Origin of the sequence: Yersinia thracica, from assembly GCF_902170565.1 — a bacterium.
GTDB lineage: Bacteria > Pseudomonadota > Gammaproteobacteria > Enterobacterales > Enterobacteriaceae > Yersinia > Yersinia thracica.
Genome location: NZ_CABHXX010000077.1, coordinates 12,324 through 31,299 on the forward strand (window position 1 = coordinate 12,324; position 18,976 = coordinate 31,299).

Sequence of the window (18,976 nt, forward strand, 5' to 3'; positions counted from 1 at the left end):
TAAAATAAAAGTCTCACTCAATTTACCCTCAAAATCACCCCACACAAAAGCGCCTCCACGCCACACAGAGAGGCGCTTTTTTATTTCACCTCCGATGATGTGCATTTTATGCCGAAAAGGCAGGGTTGAGCACATGCGTATACAGGGTGATTTATGCCATATATGCGGAGACACGGCACCACCGACCACACCCCGTTCCGCGCGCTCCCCCGCCCGCGCTTTGCAATGACTAAATATTCACTTTTTATGCAGTTAGGAAGAGGTTAAAAACCCAGTATTGCCGCGGCTTAGGTAGTGATTAAGGGGTGAATAGAATAATGCGGATTGTTGCGCTTTGAACTTGCGGTGTTGTAGCGGTCAGTTGGCTAAACAATATGAGCAATTATCACTGATTTTCTATGTGGCCGTTGCGGCTTACTCTTTTAAAATCGTGACATGGCACAGAAGTAAAATCAAGAGGCTTGTGACATGTCACAGTGAATTAATTTTTACTCGATGTGACTGACACAATTTTCAGTATTAGAAATAAATCGGCAGCCGGTGTATTTTTTCGTATGCATATAAATGCAAAAACCGCCTAAAATGAAGTGAACCCCATTTATTAGACGCTTTAGCTGGCGGTTTTTGCGTTTTGGCACTCTGCGGGGAAAGCCAAGAGAGAAGAATTAGGACAGTGCCGGGAGGGGCGGCTGGCGAACGCCAGCCATTAACGTGGACTGTCTGTTTTGGATGCCTCTCCTGTTATCTTCTGGCCTCAATGCTTTGATAAAAATAATTATATTTATCATCCGCTTCAAATAGTATTTGGATAAATTCATCCTGAATTAATTGATAGCAAAAATGTATAACCATATCAACATCAAAATTTATATTTTTTGCAATATCTTTAATATTTTTAAAACCATCAATTTCTTTTAAAAACGCCTTGAGACTTTCATTCTGTATAGGGTTAATGACTCTTTTCTTACGATTTAGAATTAAATTTTCATATTGGTATGAGGTATCATTCTGGAAAACTAAATTATTAACATACGATGTGTGCCATGGGAAGAATGGGATTGAATCTCCGGATAGATTTTCGAGTTGAAAAGCTATTCTTTTTTTATTAACTAACTTAGGATAGATTTTCCGGCGAACATCATTTATGTGCTTAAATATGGAAAAAGCAAAACCTTTCCTTTTTCTTTGAAAATGGCTCGTTAAAGAAATATTCAACTCACCTTTTTCACTTTCAATTTCATGAAAACACCAAGCTGGCATAAAAACGGCATTGCCGGGTTTTATTAAAATTTCTTTAAATCCGAGTTTCATATGCCGAAATTGTTCCACAGTGTGGATTAACTTGTGAGGCTGTTTTAGATCAGCATATAAACATAGTCTTAACGACTCTGGAATAAGTCTTAATGTTTTAGCACCTTTTACTTGTAAAAAAACAGTATCAACAGGGTCTGCATGTAATGAACTAAGAGTGCCTCCATTTGAAACCCAGTGATTATGAAGGTAAGCACCTTTCATATAATCTTTGAATTTGGTTTTACTAGCAAGATAATCATCAAAACTGTTATTGCCACAAGTCCGTGCCGTACTCCATACAATTGGATGAGAATCGCTCACTTTGAAATAGGTAACATAATAATGCCCCTCGTCGCCTAAAAACATTCTTTCTAAGTTTAACCTGATTTTTCTTCCCTGGACTTCAGCTTGAAGAGGTTTCTTATCCCAGTAAGAGCCAGAATGCAGGCTGGAAACAAAACTTTTATCTTTGAGCTGAAGTATTTCCTCTTTAGTGCATGACTCAAGATCCTGATTAATAGCTACATCTTGAAAAATACAAGGCCTTTTCATGTTATCTGTATGCAGCATTAATATATCAGAATTTAACTCCTGACCTTTTAAGTTAATAATTTTCATGGTAAAACCTCATTTTCACAAGTCGCCATGCGCTTCCTGTGAATACGTAAAACCAATAAAAACGAGATAAAAAACAAGAAAGCTGATTGATAATTAAGAAATATTGGCACCGTGCTAGCCGAATCACTTTGAAACCAAATTGCGGGAATGTAAAATAAAAGCAAAATTATATTGGCCATAGCTTGTGGAATAAAAGTATCTTTTAATGCTCTAAGGTGAGCCATGCATAATGACATCAACGAAGTGGAAAGAAAAAAAATCGTCAATGATTTTATATAACCATGTTGATCATTTATATGGGTGCTACCAAAAATTTCAATTATTTTAGTGTTTAGTAACAAAAAAATAATTGAAACAAAAATAATAAGAAATAAAAAAGCCACAATTCCTTTTTTAAAGGCATGAAGCTGATTTGAATAATCTCCATTGCTAACATACAAACTGTGTATTTGAGTAAAAGCACCTAGAGGTAGAGCTATAAACCCCAACACACTCATTAAAACTGATAAATCTGAAACATATAACTCATCTACTTTTAACAGACGTAATGCCATCAGAAAATATACTAATTTCTGTCCGGCCATGCCTAATGACACAGGCAAACCCATTGCTAATATATTTTTTGTGTACTTATAGATTGATTTTTTATTTAAATCAAGATAACAATCTTTTAGATGTTTTCTAATCACATTTAAATAGCACAAAAACAAGACTATTTCAAAAATAAAAAACACAAAAAAAACATGCCATGTTAAAAGAAGTTGAACATTTAAGGCTGTTACAACAATACCTATAGTGCAAAGTAACGCGGTGTAAATTTTAATATTAGCCATGACTTTGCTGTTAATAGAGCTTTCTATAAAGAAAAAAAGATATGTGTTTAATATTAAAAATGGAACACAAAAAATATAAATGCCGCTAGCTAACACAAAGTTATGATTTGTCGAATGCAAAAAAAATAAATGAATTACTAGTGAGACAATGAATCCAGCTAAAGTTAAAAATATACATAATGGCAATCCTGACTTAAAGGCAGAAACCCCATGTACAATATCATTTTTTTTATTGGATACAAGATTTCCAATCATAGCTAGCGGCATCGATAGCAGGATTACTGGCAGGCTATAAAGTGCTGTAAGATAACTGAAGTTAGCTAGCTCAGGGTAATTAAATCTTGATATCGAAATCAATATGAGTGTAAAGGCAATAAAAGGAGCAAGGCGGCTTGTTGTAAAGGGTATTAATTTTTCCTTTAGATTATGATAGTAATCATCTTTACCAAACAGCCTTAATTCTTTCACCAAATTCTTCCTCATAAATCACCTGGGTTATCTCAAAAGCTTCATTTAAGTTTTTATAATCGTCGTCACTTCGCATGCCAAAATAAGGATAATGATGAAAATAATAACCAAATATTCCTTGGCAATCTTTAAAGTAACTTCTGGTATCTAAAATATGATGATGCCAGAATTCATCTATAGATAAAGTGGGAACAATGACTTTAATCTTTTCACCATATTTTTTATTCAAGTAAAGAAAGTTTTTATAATACTGTTCCGTTAGATTCAACTCATCCAGAGTCCATACTCTACTTATAAGCGGATCTTGTCTTGATAACTTATTTTTAAGTTCTACAAATTCCATTGAATCAATATAATTAACAGCTGATTCTAAGGTCGGGTAATGGGTTTGACTATCAACAATCATACTATGGGGCAACGTTTCAGCTATTTTCTCTAGCATTTTATAAGCATCCATTTTACTAAAACTGTGGAGAGGGTTTCCCCCCTCCACACATCATTCTTACCAACCACCGCCACCCTGGCAATGTGAACTATGATCTGACCCAGCACCACCAACATACATATCTTTGCCGTTCACTTTTTGTGTCGGCTTAGGAGATTTTTTAGTAGCTTTAATCAGTTCTATAATTTTATACATATCATTTTCCTTGATAAATTTAGCGTATTTACGCCGGAACAATAATCCGCACGGGTTAACAAAATCTAAGAAAATTTATTATTTATTGTGATGGATATCACAATAAATTTGCATTCCACCCGAATTTAGGTCTAGTTCGGGTAACTGGCAGGGCTACAAAACGTAAGTTATTTAAATTAATTGCGACACGTAACGAATTTATTTTCGGACCGCATTGTTTTGGATGTACGAAAGCGCTTGGTTGTGACATAGCCCAAATGTTGCCAATCGCAGCTTCGCTACCATTGGGCCTAAATGGTTGGCTGATCAGGCACAAAGCCGCCAGATAAAGTGTCCAACATATGGGGTTCACTTCATAAAAGGCGGTTAGTGTGTGCATAAATTGAATTTATTCTTGTTTGGCGAGTAATTCATAGGGCTTAAATCTGATAACTTCCTCCCCTACCCAATCGTTAATTTCCATCAGTCTTTCCTGCAAGGGGGCCAGCTCGTTAATGGCAAATACCCGCGCGGCTTTCTCCACATCGCCAAAGCCGCCGGTATTGTTGGGTAGGATGCCCATCAATTGGGGAGGTACCCGTTGCATGGCTAACTGGTCGTCGCGGGTGACATTCTTAATGCTGGCGAATTCATCTTTGGCGGCCACTTCTGCCAGTGGGATCACCTGTATCCCATCCTTTTTACCGGCTGGGGCATACATAAACAGATTACGAAAATTGCCTGGCCCTTTGGACTCTTTCAACGCCTTGCGTAAGGCGTCGATATCCTCCTGTTTATGGGCGGCATCATTCATATACAGAATAAATCCGGCGTGACTGCCATTCAGATAATACTTGCGGCGAAAAAGCGTGGCAGCCTCATTAAGCCAAGTTGAGTTTAGCGAGGCGAGATATTCAGGAACGCCGTAGACCTCTTGGTTAATATCCGGGTCTAACAGGTGAAAAACGCTATTGGCTTCAAATGGGTGTGGGTTGCCATAAGATGAGACATACCAGTAAGTATCCAGATCCACCCCTCGGCGGGTATATTTGGCCGGGCTGGGGACCAGTTTCATGATGCCGCCCAGCCGGTTATAGCGGGCCTCTAAAAACGAGTTGGCGAATACCAAAAAATCCAGCGCATAGCGGCTAAAATCCTGCTTGGATAGCAGCCGGTGCGGCTCAAACAGACTAACCAATACATTACGTTTCATGTAGATAGGCGAACTGTGATGCACGGCCGCACGAAAGGATTTCGCCAGGCCGTTAAATGACACTGGCGGTTCATACCAGCGATCCATCACTGCACATTCCAGATAATCCAGAATATCGCGCCTGTCCATCATCGGGATCGGGTCGTCAAAAGTAAACGCCTCGGCTTGTGGGGTGCTATTGCCTGCTATGGCTGTTGTTACTTTGGTCGGGCGACTTTTCCTGTTGCGTTTACTCATTAATATATCTCCATCACACTGGTGTTATTACTGTTAATGCCCTCAAGAGGCTCATGGAATAAGGCGTGCATAATGGCCCATGCCACGTCGCCGTGGCTGACGTCTTTGGAGCGGTCAGTGACAAAGGTGGCGTTGCGGCCAGTGGCAGTCATGGTTTTACGGATCGACATAAACGCGGTGGCAATATCAATGCAGCCCGCGTCAAACTCCAGGCGGCCGCCATGAATAATATTTTTGGCCTTATAAATCAGGTCAGCTTTCATTTCTAAGCTGTAGTGAATGGCGTTCACCGCCGGGAAGAATTGCCGCACTAATTGCGTCACGGAGCGGCCCAGACCGGTATCGTCAATGCCGATATAGGTGACGTTATAGCGCTCAGTGATTTTTTTGATATTGCTGGCCTGGTCGGCAAAATCCATCCCTTTCCACTGGTGGCGCTCCAATACTCTGAATTTACCGCCCGCCACCACTGGCGGCGCAATAACGGCGCAACCGGCACTATCACCGGTGCTGGCCGGGTCGTAGCCAATCCACACCGGCCGATCACCAAACGGGCGTAACGCCAGCAGTTTGACGTCTGTCCATTTTTCCCAGCTATCCACCATGCAACGCTGCATTTCGGCCAGTTTGAACGTGGAGGCGTTATCATCAATAAAGCCGCACATAAACAGGTTTTCAAAATCTTCATCACTGTTTTCATTGCGTAATTCATCAATATCAAACAGGTCGCAGCCGCCTTTCAGTGCGTCCTCAATAGTGACAATCTGGCGGTACTGTTTATCCTCACACAACCGGCCCGCCGCCAGCCGTGGATAACTGACATCAATTTCAATGCGCTTATCTTTGGCCTTGCCTTTGTTAAACAGCGTGCCAGCCCAGAACGGGTAAGCCTCATGTGAGGTGCTGGAGGGAGTAGAAAAATAGGTAGAACGGTATCTTTTCTGTGAGGCCATACCCGATGCGGCACGGCGTAACTTCTGAAAGCCGGGTATCCAAAAATATTCATCCAGATAGAGATTGCCGGGGCGGCCCTGTGCGGTGCTGGCGTTGGTACCGAGGAAATGCATTTCAGCGCCATTAGGCAAAATAATTACCTCACCGCGCAAATCAACATCCACCTGACGAGCGGCCGCCACAATATAATTTTTAAACTGATGCGCCTGTGCTTTTGAGGCAGAAACAAACATTTGGTTGCGGCCAGTGTCGAGTGCATCAAGCAAGGCTTCCCAAGAGAAAAAGTAGGTTGCACCGACTTGGCGCGATTTCAAAAAGTTACGGATGCGGAAATCAGGCGATAAACCAGCTTCATACCAGTTGCGCTGATAGTCGAACATGGATTCATTGAAAATATCTTTCAGTTTGGCAACTTGCGCCTCACTGAATATATTTTTCTGCGGTGCCTTGCGTGTTCCGCTGTTGCGCTTCTCAATATTGGGGTTGAGATCGGCCTCGTTGCCGCCATCATTGTATTTACCAATGCGAGCGTGACGCTCGGCTTGTCGGCCCAGCAAATCAATCTCTTTGTAGTCTTTCGGCTCCTTGACAGGCTTCATGATCAGGCGGCAATATTCCGCTGCCGTGGTCAGCTGCATCTGATCCAATGGCCCGTACGCGTCCCACTTGTCGCGGCGCTTCCAACTGTGTACCGTGACGGCTTTCTCACCGATCATTTCCGCAATTCGGGCGATACGCAGCCCTTGCCAATACAGATACATGGCTTGACGACGGGGATCTAAATCGGCATTGATAACAACGCTTTCCATGTGAAATAGCCTGTTTTATTGCTTAATTACGGCAAGGCTACCTATCCGCACCGCCTCCATCCCGCATTACACCTTGTGCCAGCCATGGCACAACAGCGCCTGATTGTTCCGTTGGTCGCCGGTCGCCAACATAGGTCACTACTATCGAATCAGACCGGAATCAATCACATGCCAATATCCAAGTTTTTCCGTGCCGTGGTGGAGGGTGCCACCAGTGATGGCCGCCATGTCCCCCGCGCCCATATCATTGAAATGGCCGAAAGCTACAACCCGGCATTTCGTGGCTCGCGCGCCAATCTGGAACATATCAAGAGCGCTTTACCTGATAGCCAGTTCCGCGCCTATGGCGATATCACAGCGGCCAAATATGAAGAAATCAGTGACGGGCCACTGAAAGGCAAATTAGCGCTGCTTGTCCAGGTAGATGCCACTGACGATCTGGTAAAACTGCGTCAGGCGCGGCAAAAGGTCTACTCCAGCATTGAATATATTGAGAAATTCGCGGATACCGGCAAAGCCTATTTAACCGGCATTGGTTTTACTGACACCCCGGCCTCATTAGGTGCTGAAATGCTGACATTCTGCGCGCAAAGCGAACATAGCCCGCTGGCATCGCGCAAAAGTCAGTCTGACGCCATTTTTACCGAAGCCACCGAAATCAACCTTGAATTCGAAGCCGAGCAGGAAGTTAAAACCAACCTGCTGACCACCATCAAAACCATGTTTACCAAAAAGCAAACCGGTGATGACGCACGTTTTAATGATGTGCATCAGGCGGTTGGATTGGTCGCGCAACAAGTTGAGGGGAAATTTAACGCCCTTACCGCACTGGAACAGCAGTTTTCTGAGCTAAAAACCGCCAGTGAGGCAACAAATCAAGAGCTTGCCGAGCTTAAAACCACACTCAGTAAAACAGATCGCAACTTCTCCCAGCGCGAGCGCTCAACCGGCAATGACAGTGCCATTTTGACGGATTGCTAATTTATTACGCTTGCTACGTTAAGGATTTAATTTCACATGAAAAAAACCACCCGATTTAAGTACAACCAGTTTTTGCAGCAAGTCGCCAAACTGAACAATTTGGACAATAAAGAGGATATCAGCGCGAAATTTACCGTTGAGCCGTCCATTGCGCAAAAACTGGAAACCAAACAACAGGAAAGCAGTGTTTTCCTGTCAAAAATAAACATCTATCCAGTAGATGAAAAAGAGGGTGAAAAGGTTGGCTTAAGCATTGATCGCCCGATTGCCAGCACCACTGACACCTCAAAGCAAGAGCGTGAAGCCTCCGATCCCAGCGGTCTGGATGGGACAAAATACAACTGTACTCAGACTAACTTTGATACCGCGCTGGCTTATATCAAATTGGATATGTGGGCTAAATTCCCTGATTTTCAAACCCGTATCCGTGATGCCATTGTGAAACGCCAGGCACTCGATCGCATCATGATTGGTTTCAACGGTACTCACCGCGCAAAAACCTCCGATCATACCGTTAATAAGCTACTGGAAGATGTAAGCCGTGGCTGGCTACAAGGCATTCGTGAAGATGCTCCCGGGCAGGTGATGGATAAAGTGGTTGATGAGCAAGGCAGTGTCATTTCGCCCAAAATCCGCATCGGCAAGGGTGGCGACTTCCACAATCTTGACGCGCTGGTGATGGCCGCCACTGATGAGCTGATTCAGCCGTGGTACCAGGACGATACCGAACTGGTGGTGATTGTTGGCCGTCAGTTGTTGGCAGATAAATACTTCCCGATCGTCAATCAGGAACAGCCGAACAGCGAAGCACTGGCCGCTGATTTAATTATCAGTCAAAAACGTATTGGCGGTTTGCCCGCAGTGCGTGCGCCCTCTTTCCCGGCTAATGCCATCTTGATCACCCGGTTGGATAACCTGTCTATTTATTGGCAAGACGGCACCCGCCGCCGCCACATTATCGACAATCCAAAACGCGATCGCATTGAAAACTATGAGTCAGTCAATGAAGCCTATGTGGTTGAAGATTTTGACGGCGTGGCGCTGATTGAAAACATTGAATTCGGTGATTTCTCCGTGCCAAAAGAGGGTTAATTCCTATGACTAACCCCGTTCGCCGCCACCGGCTATTCGTGGCGGCCCAACAATCAGGTTCACTGAGCGAGGCGGCTAGCCTCAGCCATGCCAGCAACTACGAGCTGTTGTTATTCAAGTTGCAGCAGGATATGGCCCAATTGGGCCGTATTGAGTCGATCGCCCGCAAAGCCGAAGTTAAACAAGGCATGTTGCCCACCTATCTTCCGTGGGTGGCGGGAGTGCTGGCGCAAGGGAGCGGCGAGCAGGACGACATTCTGATGCGCATGTTGATTTGGCATCTGGATGTGAGCGATATCACCCGCGCTCTGGATATTGCGGAGTATGCCATCAAGCATGATTTGGTGACGCCGGATAGCTTTAAGCGCACCACCGCGTGCCTGATTGCCGAGGAAGTCGCCGCCATTGCACAGCGTACCTTGACCGACCAAAAGCCGCTGGATACTCCGCAGCTATTACGCGCCCAGCAAATTCTCACCGGTCAGGATATGCCGGATATGGTTTGCGCCCGGCTGCTTAAGTTTGTCGGTTATGCCCTGCGTCAGGACGGCGACAACGTTCTCGCGCTGGCAAACCTGAAAACGGCGCTGCAACTGGACGATAACAGCGGTGTGAAAACCGATATCAAGAATCTTGAGAAGCTGATTAAAGCCACTTAAGAAAAATTCGATTAGGCGTAATTGTTGCAGGCAGTTTGGACGCGGACAGCGCGGAGCAACCGGAGCGTACACGTAGTACGTGATGGTTATTCGCTTCGCTCACCCTTACGGGCCGCCTTTATTGGCGTTCAAAAGTACACGTACTTTTGTGCGAGCACTGCCCAAGCCCAAAATGGCAAATAAAATAGCCTAATCACCCAAACGCCCCGGCGAGGGCGGCACGCTAGCTAAGTCAGGATATTTTTTACCCTGATAAAGCCAGCGTCCACCGCCCGTTTATTTTGCGAGTGTCAGCATGGAAATCGTCATCAACACCAATCAGACACCAGAAGCGCCAGCACCGGAGGAACTCGCGGAAAACACGGTCATTAAAAATGACGGTTTCTGGCCGGATATCGACCTGAATCAGTACCGCGAAGAGTCGCGCCAAGACGGCACTATTACGCAGCCGCGCGTGATTGAGGCGGCACTGTTTGCCATCAATGAAGTGAATGATCGGCTGACAGTCTGGCGCTTAACCCAGCAAAAACAGGGTTATCTGTCAGCAGCGGAGGTGCCAGCGGAAAAACTGAATGAGGAAAGTACCCGTATTCAGTTGTACCGCACGGCGGTGTTTTGCCTGATGCAAGCCCGTTTAACTGATCGTTTTCGTGGCTTTGATACTACCGGCACTGGCGGCAAGCGGGCCGATTCACTGGAACCCACCATTGATAATTTGCGCCGTGATGCTGCCTGGGCAATTAACGATATTCAGGCCATCAACCGCATGACAGTGGAATTGATTTAATGCGCATTCTGGCCCAGCAGTACGACACCCTTGACGCCATGTGTTGGCGCTACTACGGCCGCACCGAGGGCGTGACTGAGAAAGTGCTGGCGGCCAATCCGGGTTTAGCGGATATCGGGCCAACTTTACCGCACGGTTATCCGGTGGAAATGCCCGAAGTCAGCGCCGCCACAAAGACGCAAACCCTGCAACTTTGGGACTAATTGCACAATTCCCCATAGGGGGTAACGGATATGAAAATGCCAGAAAAAGATCCAAGTTGGGTGGGGGTGGTGCTGGCCTTTTATTCTACCCATTCAACCGTGATAAACGGCTTTCTCGTCGCCTTTATTGTGGCGTTTCGCCGCGTAGTGTGGGGCGGCGGTAAGTTGCGTGAGGGCATTGGCGAGGGCGTGGTGTGTGGGCTGGTCGGCGTCAATATCGGCCCGGTAATTTCCCCGATGCTGATCCACCTGATTGATGCCATTCCCTGGCTAAATGGCGCGTTAACCGAAGTTGCCGCCGGGAAAGTGGAGATATTTGTCAGTTGCCTTATCGGACTAATCGGCTTGCAGACCATTCGTGAGTTGGTATTTAAAATTGTTAACAAAAAGACGGGAGCCACTGATGCCAAGCAATAAATTTATTTTCGGCAAAGCCAGCGAAAACAACCTGATCGGCGTGCATCCTGATTTGGTGAAAGTGGTGCGCCGCGCGCTGGAATTGACCCCCATTGATTTTAAAGTGATTGAGGGACGCCGCACGCTGGAGCGCCAGCGCGAACTAGTCAAGGCTGGAGCCAGCCAAACCCTAAACAGCCGCCACTTAACCGGCCATGCGGTCGATATTGTGCCGCTGCCGGACGGCAAGGTCAGCTGGGAATGGAAATATTTCTATCCAATGGCTGACGCGATGAAACAGGCCGCCGCCGAGTTGGGGATCGCTGTGGAATGGGGCGGTAACTGGACAACCTTTAAAGACGGCCCGCATTTTCAATTGCCCGCCCGTCAATATCCGGGCTAATCCATGTCAATTATCAATACAGCCCCGCTCGCCTGGACGATTGCCGCCGTCTTGCTGATCGCCAATGGCGTACAGACCTACCGCTTGTCTGAGGCTCGGCAACTGGTTATTGACCAGCAAGCGGCCGAGACAGCCAGTAAAAACGGCCAACTTATTGCCCTGGCACTGACCGCCAACGCCAACAATCAGGCACAGGCGCATTTACGCCAGCAGGTTGCCAGTACAGATCAGTTATTGGCGCAACGTAATAATCAAATCAAGAGGTTATATCGTGAAAATGAAACCTTACGCCGCTGGGCTGATGCTCCCTTGCCTGATGATATTATCCGCTTGCGCCGACGCCCCGCCATCACCGGGGCCGCAGATTACCGTCAATGGCTGTCCGAGAGTGGCGCAGTGCCAATTTCCAGCAGCGGAACCGCACACTAACGGTGATTTAAACGACGACATTGACCAGTTGGAAGCAGCGTTACACGCTTGCGCGGCGCAAGTTGATACAGTGCTAACTTGCCAGCAAGGGGCTGCCAATGTTAAAGCCTGATTCGCTGCGTAGCGCTATTTTAAAGGCGGTGCCGTATATCAAGCAAAATCCAGATTGCTTACATGTGTTTATTGATAAAGGGGCGATTATTGCCACGCTGGCCCCGTCATTATCGTTTGAGTATCAGTACACCTTAAATCTGGTGGTGACCGATTATGCTGATAGCATTGATTTGATTGTTGTCCCGATCCTGCATTGGTTGCGCACCCATCAGCCGGATATCATGGCGAATCCCGATAAACGTCAGGATGGTTTCACCTTTGAGGTGGATTATCTGGATAATGAAGTGCGCGATATCAGTATTGATATCAAGCTCACTGAGCGGGTGATTGTCAAAGAGCAGGACGGAACATTAAACGTTACCCATATTGATGAGCCAGTGCCACCGGAGCATTTTGTCAAAAGTTACAAAGTGAATGTTGACGGTAAAACCGTGGCGGAATGGGCTGCATGAATGACCTGCATGAGCTAGACCAAGCTTTATCCATCTTACTGGCGCAACTGGCACCACAGGCGCGCGGTGCATTTATGCGTCAGGTGGCTAAAGAGTTACGCCAGCGCCAGCAAAAACACATTCAGGCACAGCAGAACCCGGACGGCTCCCCTTTTGTTCCGCGCAAGAAAAAACGCCGTGATAAACAAGGCCGCATCAAGCGCAAAATGTTTACCAAACTGCGCACCGCTCGTTATATCAAAAACGAATCCAACGCCGACGAGGCCGCCGTTACATTCAGTGGCAAGGTTAATAATCTGGTGCGGGTACATCACTACGGCTTGCGGGATAAAGTCACAAAGAACGGGCCAACAGTGAAATACGAACGCCGCCAGTTATTGGGATTTACTGACGGCGACAGTGAATGGATTGGGGATCTGGCATTGGAGTGGCTTGCTAAATAGCCTGTTAAACACAGCTATTCTCATATGGTAAATTATGTACATGTACAGAGTGAGTTTTGGCGGGCAACATGCTAACCTGTCGTATAGATATGGCAGGAATACCGAGGTAGCCAATGAAAGAAATAACATATACACGTCTTAGACAAGATTTAGCCAATGTGCTAGATGAAATAAGGAATGGAGAAGAATTTCTCGTAACTCAGCGTGGGAAAGAACCGGTAAAACTAAAATCAGCGGAAATAAAAGCTGCGCCTGCGGAGACTCAGATTACAGTATTAACACTCAATGACGCCGCGAAAAAATTCATGATTAATGCTGGCAACGCCACATTGGGTATAGCCTCAATATATAAAAATTTAGGCCAACAAGTTAAAGCCTTTATGGATTCATCTGACCCTGAATTAATAAGTACGTTGAGAAAACTAGCTGAAACAGCAGTCGAAATAAATAAACAAAATAAAATATCTGTAGAGGACGCAGTAAAAGAAGTTCGTGCGCGCCACGCAGAGACAATTAAAGCTTTGGAAGATAAGTAATGGATGACTTTATTTTCCTTAACATTGATCAAGTGATTAAAATCCAGAGTACTACTCTTCCTACAGGTGCAGTTTTTGATAGAGGAAAATTAGCTGGGGCACTTGCCCGCGTTGAAAATCATCAACATTACAATAACTGCAATAATATATTTGAACTTGCGGCCATGTATCTAATTTCTATAGCTAAGTCACATGCCTTTGCTGATGCTAACAAAAGAACAGCGTTTATTTCATGTGCATCTTTTTTGCGGGCAAATGGTATACAGCTAGCCGAATCATCTTTCTATCTTACGAAACTGACAGTAATGGTTGCAGGTGATAAAGTTGACATACAGGAAACAGCATCCCTTTTAGCTCTCATGTCAGATTTTTATCATGTTATTTTTGATGATGAGACTGAATCTTATGATGAAGAGAAGCTAATTTATTTTCACCTAACTATCGCTGCAATGATGAATGATGCATTAGAAATTAATGGAGATAAAACAAGCGTAATGGAATCCGCTGTTGTAAAGCTGATTTCAGATAAAGAAATAAATGCTATGACAGAAGAAATATTAGCTGATTACCAGAATGGTAAGTAAGCAAAAAATACGATAATAAATAATAAGAAGCCTCACTCAAGGTTTCTTATTATTGTTAAAATTTGTTCTCTCTTGTGCCATCCCCCACACAAAACTCATCACATGCCGCGCGCGCCCGTAGGCGGCACACTGGCCGCATGAATATCCTTATTGCTGGTCTTAAACGCCTGCTGGCTAACATTATTCGTATTGGCATCGTCTCAGACGTCGACCTCGCCAACGGACTGTGCCGGGTTAAAATAGGCAACCTTGAAACCGATTGGCTCAATTGGCTCACCCTCCGCGCCGGTCGGGTGCGTTTTTGGTCTGCCCCATCCAAGGGTGAACAAGTCATGGTGTTGAGTATCGGCGGTGAACTCACCACCGGTTTTGTGCTGCCCGCCATCTTTTCGGATGCCAATCCTGCGCCATCACAATCGGCTGACGCCATGGTGATCACTTTTCCCGATGGTGCGCGTTTTGAGTATGAGCCGGAAAGCAGTCACCTGGCTGTCACCGGCATAGCCACGGCGGTGATTGAGGCCAGTAAATCGGTGGATGTTACCGCCCCCAATATCACCTGTACCGCATCAGTCAAAATCACCCTGGATACACCCGAAGTGGAATGCACTCAACATCTGGCGACCGCCACCTTAGAAGTGAAACAAGGCGGCAAAATGACCGGCAATATTGAACATTCCGGCGGCCAGTTTTCATCCAATGGCGTGGTGGTCGATAAGCATGACCACGGCGGCGTGCAGCGCGGCGGAAGCTGGACTGAGGGGGTAAAATGACAAGCTATAAATATATCGGTATGAACCGCAACAGCGGTTTAAACATCGGAGATATTGACCATATTCGCCAGTCAATCAGTGACATTCTGACCACGCCGCAAGGCTCGCGAGTGATGCGCCGTGATTATGGCTCCTTACTATCAACCCTAATCGACCAGCCGCAAAATCCCGCTCTGCGCCTCAAAATGATGGCGGCGGTGTATGGCGCGGTGATGCGCTGGGAGCCGCGTGTGACTTTAAATGCCATCAGTATCACCACCCAGATTGACGGCCAGATGATAGTGGATTTATCCGGTAGCCGTACCGATAGCGATAGCCGGTTGAGTTTGGCCGTGCCACTAGGAGGCCAATAATGGCGATCATTGATTTAAGCCAGTTACCAGCCCCGCTGGTGATTGAATCACTGGATTTTGAAAGCCTACTTGCCGTGCGCAAAGAGGAATATATCTCCCTATATCCGGCTGACCAACAAGACGCGGTGCGACTAACGCTGTCATTTGAGTCCGAACCCATCGTGAAAATGTTGCAGGAAAGTGCTTACCGTGAATTGCTGTTGCGTCAGCGTGTCAATGAGGGGGCGCAAGCGGTGATGGTGGCCCATGCGATGGGGAGTGATTTAGATCACCTCGGCGCAAATAATGGTATTGCGCGACTGACCATCACGCCAGCCAATCCAGATGCTATCCCGCCGATTACCGCAGTGATGGAATCTGACGACGATTTCCGTATGCGTATCCCGCAGGCCTTTGAGGGTTTGAGCGTAGCCGGGCCAACCGGCGCTTACGAATATCATGCTCGCAGTGCAGATGGTCGGATTGCTGACGCCTCCGCAATCAGCCCATCCCCCGCTTGCGTTACCGTCACGGTGCTCTCTCGCGAGGGCAATGGCGTAGCCGCACAAGATTTATTGGATAAAGTTTTTACCGTGCTAAACGATGAGAACGTGCGGCCGGTGGCGGATCGGTTAACCGTCAATTCTGCCGCTATCGTGGAATACCAGATTGACGCCACGCTCTATTTTTATCCGGGGCCAGAAGCCGAACCGATCCGCGCCGCCGCCGAAGCCAGGCTAAAAACCTATATCAGCACCCAACGCCGCTTAGGCAGGGATATTCGCCAATCTGCCATTTACGCCGCGCTGCATGTTGAGGGGGTGCAGCGGGTAGAGCTGGTCGCGCCGCTGGCAGATGTGGTGTTGGATAGAACGCAAGCCGCTCACTGCACCGGCTATACCTTGACGGCGGGAGGCTCCGATGAATAAACGCCTATTGCCGGTTGGCTCTACCCCGTTGGAAATTGCCGCCGCCCAAGCCTGCGCCCGTATGGCGGATATTGACGTGCCATTACGCCAACTGTGGAACGCTGACACCTGCCCGTTGGACTTATTGCCTTATTTAGCGTGGGCGTGGTCAGTGGATCGCTGGGATGAAAAATGGCCGGAAGCCACAAAACGGGCAGTGGTTAAAGCCTCTTACACTGTGCATAAACGCAAGGGCACCATTGGCGCATTGCGCCGCGTGGTAGAGCCGCTCGGCTACCTTATTCGGGTGATCGAATGGTGGAAAACCAACGAAACCCCCGGCACCTTTCGCCTTGATGTAGGTGTGTTGGAAACCGGTATTACCGAGGAAATGTATTTTGAGTTGGAGCGGTTGATAGACGATGCCAAACCGTGCAGTCGCCATCTGAATGGCCTGTCGATTAATTTGGCGGTTAACGGGGCAATCCCCATCAGCGCCGCCAGCTATGACAGCGACGAAATGACCATTTACCCCTATGAATGGACTCAATATGACAAATAAATACTTTGCCTTATTAACCCATATCGGCACGGCCAGACTGGCGAGCGCCACCGCGTTAGGCACCCGTTTAGAGATAACTCACATGGCGGTCGGGGATGGCGGCGGCACCCTGCCGACACCCGATCCGGCACAAACTCAGTTGGTGAATGAACAGCGCCGCGCCGCCCTTAGTGCCCTGACGATTGACCCGAGCAATCCCCGTCAGATTATTGCGGAACAGATTATCTCTGAGATTGAGGGCGGGTGGTGGATTCGGGAGATTGGCTTGCTGAATAAAGCCGGGGAATTAATTGCCATCGCCAATTGCCCGGAAAGCTATAAGCCGCAAATGCAGGAAGGCAGTGGCCGTACCCAACTGATTCGTATGATATTCATGGTCAGCAGCACCGCGTCAGTGATACTGAAAATTATCCCATCAGCGGTACTGACCGCGCGAAACTATGCGGATGAAAAAGCGATTGAGGTCAAAACCTATATCGATGAGTTAATGATTGCTCATGAAAACTCATGCAACCATCCCGATGCTAGCTTATACGCCAAAGGTTTTACGCGATTAAGTAACGCCATCGATAGCAAAATTGAGACCGAAGCCGCCACGCCAAAAGCGGTGCAAAAAGCGGTAAGGGCGGCGATGACATTGATGCGCGACCATCTCGACGCCCCCTATCCTCATCCGCAATATCTCCTCGTCAGCCAAAACTTATATGAGCTTATCGATAAAAAGGCGGCGCGGAAAAACCTGCAATTAGGCTCTGCGGCCACCAGAAATGTCGGTAATGCGCAAGATGAACTCATGGCGGTCGGGGCCTTTGGCTGGGGCGGCTCCTGCATTATTGCCTCGGCGGGGATCAATGCGCTGACAAAAACCGGCATGTACTGTGTCAATCAATACGCTGCCGATAAGCCCGAGGGCTTTGGTGATGCGACCATTCAGCATATTCAAAATGACTCGTTAACCGCCCACCAGTTCATTTTCTCCACCAATAATACCCACACTGCGGCAAAAATAGCTTATCGCCTGCGCTCCTATGGTCAATGGCGGGAATGGATAGATATCGTCACCAGTCGCAGCGATACACTAACGCCCATCGGCATCCCACTGCCCTACCCAGGCACCACGCCACCGGCTGGCTATTTAAAATGCAACGGCGCAGCATTTTATCCCTACCGTTACCCCACGCTGGCAACCTTATATCCGACTCATAAATTACCCGATTTGCGCGGTGAGTTTATTCGTGGATTTGATGACGGGCGCGGCATTGATACCAGTCGCACCCTGTTAAGCGCACAAACCGACGCGCTGCAAAATATCACCGGTGGTATCCGTGGCGTATCGGAAAGCCTCGGCAGCGCAGCAGAGAGCAATTTCACTGGTGCTTTCGCGAAAACGCACTCTGTCGGCAACGACAACACCCCACACCATACCGACATCACCCATTGTGGCAGCTTTGATTTTGACGCCTCCCGCGTGGTGCGCACCGCCGCCGAAACCCGACCACGCAATATTGCGTTTTGCTATATCTTGAGGGCGATCTAATGAAATATGACTTTACGGTGCAACCGGCCATCTTGGATGACCGTCAACTCGCCAGTCAGGCGGGGTGGATAACGCTCTATCACTATGATGCGGGTAGTCTGGAATACACCAGTGCGGATATGGAGTACTTGCCGCTCGGCGTCGGCTTACCGGCTCATTCGGTGGCTGACGCGCCAGTCATCCAGCCTAAAACCGGCATGGCATTGGTGAGAGATTTGACGGAAAACCAGTGGATAACAGTAGCAGACCATCGCCATCAAACGGTGTATGACATTGAAACCAAAACTGAATCCATCATTTCTGCGCTCGGCCCCATGCCACACAATAAAACACTGATTCAGCCAACACATGAATTTGATCGATGGACGGGAACCGCCTGGAAAGTCGATCAACAGGCATTAAAAGCCAGCCATATTGCCGCCGCCGTCCAACAAAAAACCGCGCTGATAAAGCAGGTTTCGGAGCACATCAACATCCTACTCGACGCCATCGCAATGGATAATCAACAGACTGATATTCAGCAATTGGCGGCACTCAAACAGTACCGTGTCGCGCTAATGCGCATTGACTCAAACGCCGCGCCGGATATTGACTGGCCGGAAAAACCATAATTTTAACGGGCGATGTCGCGTTGATGTCGCCTTATTTCTGCTATTTTTCGTACCTTATTTATTCCGCGCTGTGATTGTTTGTTCTTTCTTATTTATATCGATAACTCATTATTTTAAATAGAAAAAATGT

Annotated in this window: 24 protein-coding genes and 1 pseudogene; 19 read left to right on the forward strand and 6 right to left on the reverse strand. The window is 47.1% G+C overall.

Going from position 1 to position 18,976, the window contains the following annotated elements; translation table 11 throughout:
• Window positions 1-741 precede the first annotated feature (741 nt).
• The 6 genes from FTA91_RS10580 to FTA91_RS10600 all read right to left on the reverse strand — a co-directional run bounded on the left by FTA91_RS10580 (window position 742) and on the right by FTA91_RS10600 (window position 7,044).
• A complete protein-coding gene (locus tag FTA91_RS10580; RefSeq protein ID WP_145534511.1) occupies window positions 742-1,911 on the reverse strand; it encodes a cupin-like domain-containing protein in 1,170 nt (389 codons plus the stop codon).
• Complete coding sequence (locus FTA91_RS10585; protein WP_145583297.1) at window positions 1,908-3,212, reverse strand: hypothetical protein; 1,305 nt, start codon at window positions 3,210-3,212, stop codon at window positions 1,908-1,910. Before FTA91_RS10585 ends, FTA91_RS10580 begins: the two co-directional genes overlap by 4 nt.
• Window positions 3,187-3,654 (reverse strand): glycine-rich domain-containing protein, encoded by a 468-nt coding sequence (locus tag FTA91_RS10590; protein ID WP_145534517.1) that lies wholly within the window; start codon window positions 3,652-3,654, stop codon window positions 3,187-3,189. Before FTA91_RS10590 ends, FTA91_RS10585 begins: the two co-directional genes overlap by 26 nt.
• A 60-nt stretch (window positions 3,655-3,714) precedes the next feature.
• A complete protein-coding gene (locus FTA91_RS20095) occupies window positions 3,715-3,852 on the reverse strand; it encodes a hypothetical protein (protein WP_186366576.1) in 138 nt (45 codons plus the stop codon).
• A gap of 388 nt (window positions 3,853-4,240) precedes the next feature.
• The gene (locus FTA91_RS10595; protein WP_145583299.1) at window positions 4,241-5,281 is read right to left on the reverse strand and encodes a phage portal protein; all 1,041 of its coding nucleotides are present in this window, start codon (window positions 5,279-5,281) and stop codon (window positions 4,241-4,243) included.
• Window positions 5,281-7,044: a terminase large subunit domain-containing protein gene (locus FTA91_RS10600; protein WP_145583301.1), complete on the reverse strand. Its 1,764-nt coding sequence runs from the start codon at window positions 7,042-7,044 to the stop codon at window positions 5,281-5,283. Before FTA91_RS10600 ends, FTA91_RS10595 begins: the two co-directional genes overlap by 1 nt.
• Before the next feature lie 84 nt (window positions 7,045-7,128).
• On the opposite strand from FTA91_RS10600, the gene FTA91_RS10605 reads away from it, so the two are divergent.
• The 19 genes and pseudogenes from FTA91_RS10605 (at window position 7,129) to FTA91_RS10695 (ending at window position 18,846) form a co-directional block, all read left to right on the forward strand.
• Window positions 7,129-8,025 carry a GPO family capsid scaffolding protein gene (locus FTA91_RS10605; RefSeq protein WP_235896847.1) on the forward strand — a complete coding sequence of 299 codons (897 nt, stop codon included), beginning with the start codon at window positions 7,129-7,131 and terminating at the stop codon, window positions 8,023-8,025.
• A gap of 36 nt (window positions 8,026-8,061) precedes the next feature.
• Window positions 8,062-9,117: a phage major capsid protein, P2 family gene (locus FTA91_RS10610; protein ID WP_145583305.1), complete on the forward strand. Its 1,056-nt coding sequence runs from the start codon at window positions 8,062-8,064 to the stop codon at window positions 9,115-9,117.
• A gap of 5 nt (window positions 9,118-9,122) precedes the next feature.
• Window positions 9,123-9,776 (forward strand): phage terminase small subunit, encoded by a 654-nt coding sequence (gene gpM, locus FTA91_RS10615; RefSeq protein ID WP_145583307.1) that lies wholly within the window; start codon window positions 9,123-9,125, stop codon window positions 9,774-9,776.
• A 295-nt stretch (window positions 9,777-10,071) separates the two neighbouring features.
• A complete protein-coding gene (locus FTA91_RS10620; RefSeq protein ID WP_145583308.1) occupies window positions 10,072-10,563 on the forward strand; it encodes a head completion/stabilization protein in 492 nt (163 codons plus the stop codon).
• A complete protein-coding gene (locus FTA91_RS10625; RefSeq protein ID WP_145534530.1) occupies window positions 10,563-10,766 on the forward strand; it encodes a tail protein X in 204 nt (67 codons plus the stop codon). Before FTA91_RS10620 ends, FTA91_RS10625 begins: the two co-directional genes overlap by 1 nt.
• A 30-nt stretch (window positions 10,767-10,796) precedes the next feature.
• Complete coding sequence (locus FTA91_RS10630) at window positions 10,797-11,183, forward strand: phage holin family protein (protein WP_145534533.1); 387 nt, start codon at window positions 10,797-10,799, stop codon at window positions 11,181-11,183.
• Window positions 11,170-11,565 (forward strand): M15 family metallopeptidase, encoded by a 396-nt coding sequence (locus FTA91_RS10635; RefSeq protein ID WP_145534536.1) that lies wholly within the window; start codon window positions 11,170-11,172, stop codon window positions 11,563-11,565. The genes FTA91_RS10630 and FTA91_RS10635 overlap by 14 nt, the downstream gene beginning before the upstream one ends.
• 3 nt (window positions 11,566-11,568) lie before the next feature.
• Entirely contained in the window at window positions 11,569-11,994 is a 426-nt protein-coding gene (lysB, locus tag FTA91_RS20320; RefSeq protein WP_145583310.1) for an Rz-like lysis system protein LysB, read from the forward strand.
• Window positions 11,906-12,106: pseudogene (gene lysC, locus FTA91_RS20220) on the forward strand (Rz1-like lysis system protein LysC); the annotation flags it as partial. The gene lysB and the pseudogene lysC, both read left to right, overlap by 89 nt.
• On the forward strand, window positions 12,093-12,560 hold the full coding sequence (locus FTA91_RS10650) for a phage tail protein (RefSeq protein ID WP_145583314.1): 468 nt from the start codon (window positions 12,093-12,095) through the stop codon (window positions 12,558-12,560). The pseudogene lysC and the gene FTA91_RS10650, both read left to right, overlap by 14 nt.
• Complete coding sequence (locus FTA91_RS10655) at window positions 12,557-13,003, forward strand: phage virion morphogenesis protein (protein WP_145534547.1); 447 nt, start codon at window positions 12,557-12,559, stop codon at window positions 13,001-13,003. Before FTA91_RS10650 ends, FTA91_RS10655 begins: the two co-directional genes overlap by 4 nt.
• Before the next feature lie 113 nt (window positions 13,004-13,116).
• Window positions 13,117-13,539, forward strand: a complete 423-nt coding sequence (locus FTA91_RS10660; RefSeq protein ID WP_145534551.1) for a type II toxin-antitoxin system Phd/YefM family antitoxin — start codon at window positions 13,117-13,119, stop codon at window positions 13,537-13,539.
• Window positions 13,539-14,123 carry a type II toxin-antitoxin system death-on-curing family toxin gene (locus FTA91_RS10665; protein WP_145534554.1) on the forward strand — a complete coding sequence of 195 codons (585 nt, stop codon included), beginning with the start codon at window positions 13,539-13,541 and terminating at the stop codon, window positions 14,121-14,123. The genes FTA91_RS10660 and FTA91_RS10665 overlap by 1 nt, the downstream gene beginning before the upstream one ends.
• A 137-nt stretch (window positions 14,124-14,260) precedes the next feature.
• A complete protein-coding gene (locus tag FTA91_RS10670; protein ID WP_145534557.1) occupies window positions 14,261-14,896 on the forward strand; it encodes a phage baseplate assembly protein V in 636 nt (211 codons plus the stop codon).
• Window positions 14,893-15,249, forward strand: a complete 357-nt coding sequence (locus tag FTA91_RS10675) for a GPW/gp25 family protein (RefSeq protein WP_145583316.1) — start codon at window positions 14,893-14,895, stop codon at window positions 15,247-15,249. Before FTA91_RS10670 ends, FTA91_RS10675 begins: the two co-directional genes overlap by 4 nt.
• Entirely contained in the window at window positions 15,249-16,157 is a 909-nt protein-coding gene (locus FTA91_RS10680; RefSeq protein WP_145583318.1) for a baseplate assembly protein, read from the forward strand. The genes FTA91_RS10675 and FTA91_RS10680 overlap by 1 nt, the downstream gene beginning before the upstream one ends.
• On the forward strand, window positions 16,150-16,698 hold the full coding sequence (locus tag FTA91_RS10685; RefSeq protein WP_145583320.1) for a phage tail protein I: 549 nt from the start codon (window positions 16,150-16,152) through the stop codon (window positions 16,696-16,698). The genes FTA91_RS10680 and FTA91_RS10685 overlap by 8 nt, the downstream gene beginning before the upstream one ends.
• Window positions 16,688-18,235, forward strand: coding sequence for a phage tail-collar fiber domain-containing protein (locus tag FTA91_RS10690; RefSeq protein ID WP_145534570.1), 1,548 nt, complete (start codon window positions 16,688-16,690; stop codon window positions 18,233-18,235). Before FTA91_RS10685 ends, FTA91_RS10690 begins: the two co-directional genes overlap by 11 nt.
• Window positions 18,235-18,846 (forward strand): tail fiber assembly protein, encoded by a 612-nt coding sequence (locus FTA91_RS10695; protein WP_145534573.1) that lies wholly within the window; start codon window positions 18,235-18,237, stop codon window positions 18,844-18,846. The genes FTA91_RS10690 and FTA91_RS10695 overlap by 1 nt, the downstream gene beginning before the upstream one ends.
• Window positions 18,847-18,976 lie beyond the last annotated feature (130 nt).

What these genes read in the sequence shown, in the direction of transcription:
- FTA91_RS10635 (WP_145534536.1), top strand. Translation starts at nt 11,170, where the DNA reads ATGCCAAGCAATAAATTTATTTTCGGCAAAGCCAGCGAAAACAACCTG.
- FTA91_RS10695 (WP_145534573.1), top strand. Translation starts at nt 18,235, where the DNA reads ATGAAATATGACTTTACGGTGCAACCGGCCATCTTGGATGACCGTCAA.
- FTA91_RS10690 (WP_145534570.1), top strand. Translation starts at nt 16,688, where the DNA reads ATGACAAATAAATACTTTGCCTTATTAACCCATATCGGCACGGCCAGA.
- FTA91_RS10625 (WP_145534530.1), top strand. Translation starts at nt 10,563, where the DNA reads ATGCGCATTCTGGCCCAGCAGTACGACACCCTTGACGCCATGTGTTGG.
- FTA91_RS10580 (WP_145534511.1), bottom strand. Translation starts at nt 1,911, where the DNA reads ATGAAAATTATTAACTTAAAAGGTCAGGAGTTAAATTCTGATATATTA.
- FTA91_RS20095 (WP_186366576.1), bottom strand. Translation starts at nt 3,852, where the DNA reads ATGTATAAAATTATAGAACTGATTAAAGCTACTAAAAAATCTCCTAAG.
- FTA91_RS10685 (WP_145583320.1), top strand. Translation starts at nt 16,150, where the DNA reads ATGAATAAACGCCTATTGCCGGTTGGCTCTACCCCGTTGGAAATTGCC.
- FTA91_RS10605 (WP_235896847.1), top strand. Translation starts at nt 7,129, where the DNA reads ATGGCACAACAGCGCCTGATTGTTCCGTTGGTCGCCGGTCGCCAACAT.
- FTA91_RS10655 (WP_145534547.1), top strand. Translation starts at nt 12,557, where the DNA reads ATGAATGACCTGCATGAGCTAGACCAAGCTTTATCCATCTTACTGGCG.
- FTA91_RS10595 (WP_145583299.1), bottom strand. Translation starts at nt 5,281, where the DNA reads ATGAGTAAACGCAACAGGAAAAGTCGCCCGACCAAAGTAACAACAGCC.
- FTA91_RS10670 (WP_145534557.1), top strand. Translation starts at nt 14,261, where the DNA reads ATGAATATCCTTATTGCTGGTCTTAAACGCCTGCTGGCTAACATTATT.
- FTA91_RS10610 (WP_145583305.1), top strand. Translation starts at nt 8,062, where the DNA reads ATGAAAAAAACCACCCGATTTAAGTACAACCAGTTTTTGCAGCAAGTC.
- FTA91_RS10600 (WP_145583301.1), bottom strand. Translation starts at nt 7,044, where the DNA reads ATGGAAAGCGTTGTTATCAATGCCGATTTAGATCCCCGTCGTCAAGCC.
- gpM (WP_145583307.1), top strand. Translation starts at nt 9,123, where the DNA reads ATGACTAACCCCGTTCGCCGCCACCGGCTATTCGTGGCGGCCCAACAA.
- FTA91_RS10665 (WP_145534554.1), top strand. Translation starts at nt 13,539, where the DNA reads ATGGATGACTTTATTTTCCTTAACATTGATCAAGTGATTAAAATCCAG.
- lysB (WP_145583310.1), top strand. Translation starts at nt 11,569, where the DNA reads ATGTCAATTATCAATACAGCCCCGCTCGCCTGGACGATTGCCGCCGTC.
- FTA91_RS10630 (WP_145534533.1), top strand. Translation starts at nt 10,797, where the DNA reads ATGAAAATGCCAGAAAAAGATCCAAGTTGGGTGGGGGTGGTGCTGGCC.
- FTA91_RS10680 (WP_145583318.1), top strand. Translation starts at nt 15,249, where the DNA reads ATGGCGATCATTGATTTAAGCCAGTTACCAGCCCCGCTGGTGATTGAA.
- FTA91_RS10590 (WP_145534517.1), bottom strand. Translation starts at nt 3,654, where the DNA reads ATGCTAGAGAAAATAGCTGAAACGTTGCCCCATAGTATGATTGTTGAT.
- FTA91_RS10660 (WP_145534551.1), top strand. Translation starts at nt 13,117, where the DNA reads ATGAAAGAAATAACATATACACGTCTTAGACAAGATTTAGCCAATGTG.
- FTA91_RS10675 (WP_145583316.1), top strand. Translation starts at nt 14,893, where the DNA reads ATGACAAGCTATAAATATATCGGTATGAACCGCAACAGCGGTTTAAAC.
- FTA91_RS10620 (WP_145583308.1), top strand. Translation starts at nt 10,072, where the DNA reads ATGGAAATCGTCATCAACACCAATCAGACACCAGAAGCGCCAGCACCG.
- FTA91_RS10650 (WP_145583314.1), top strand. Translation starts at nt 12,093, where the DNA reads ATGTTAAAGCCTGATTCGCTGCGTAGCGCTATTTTAAAGGCGGTGCCG.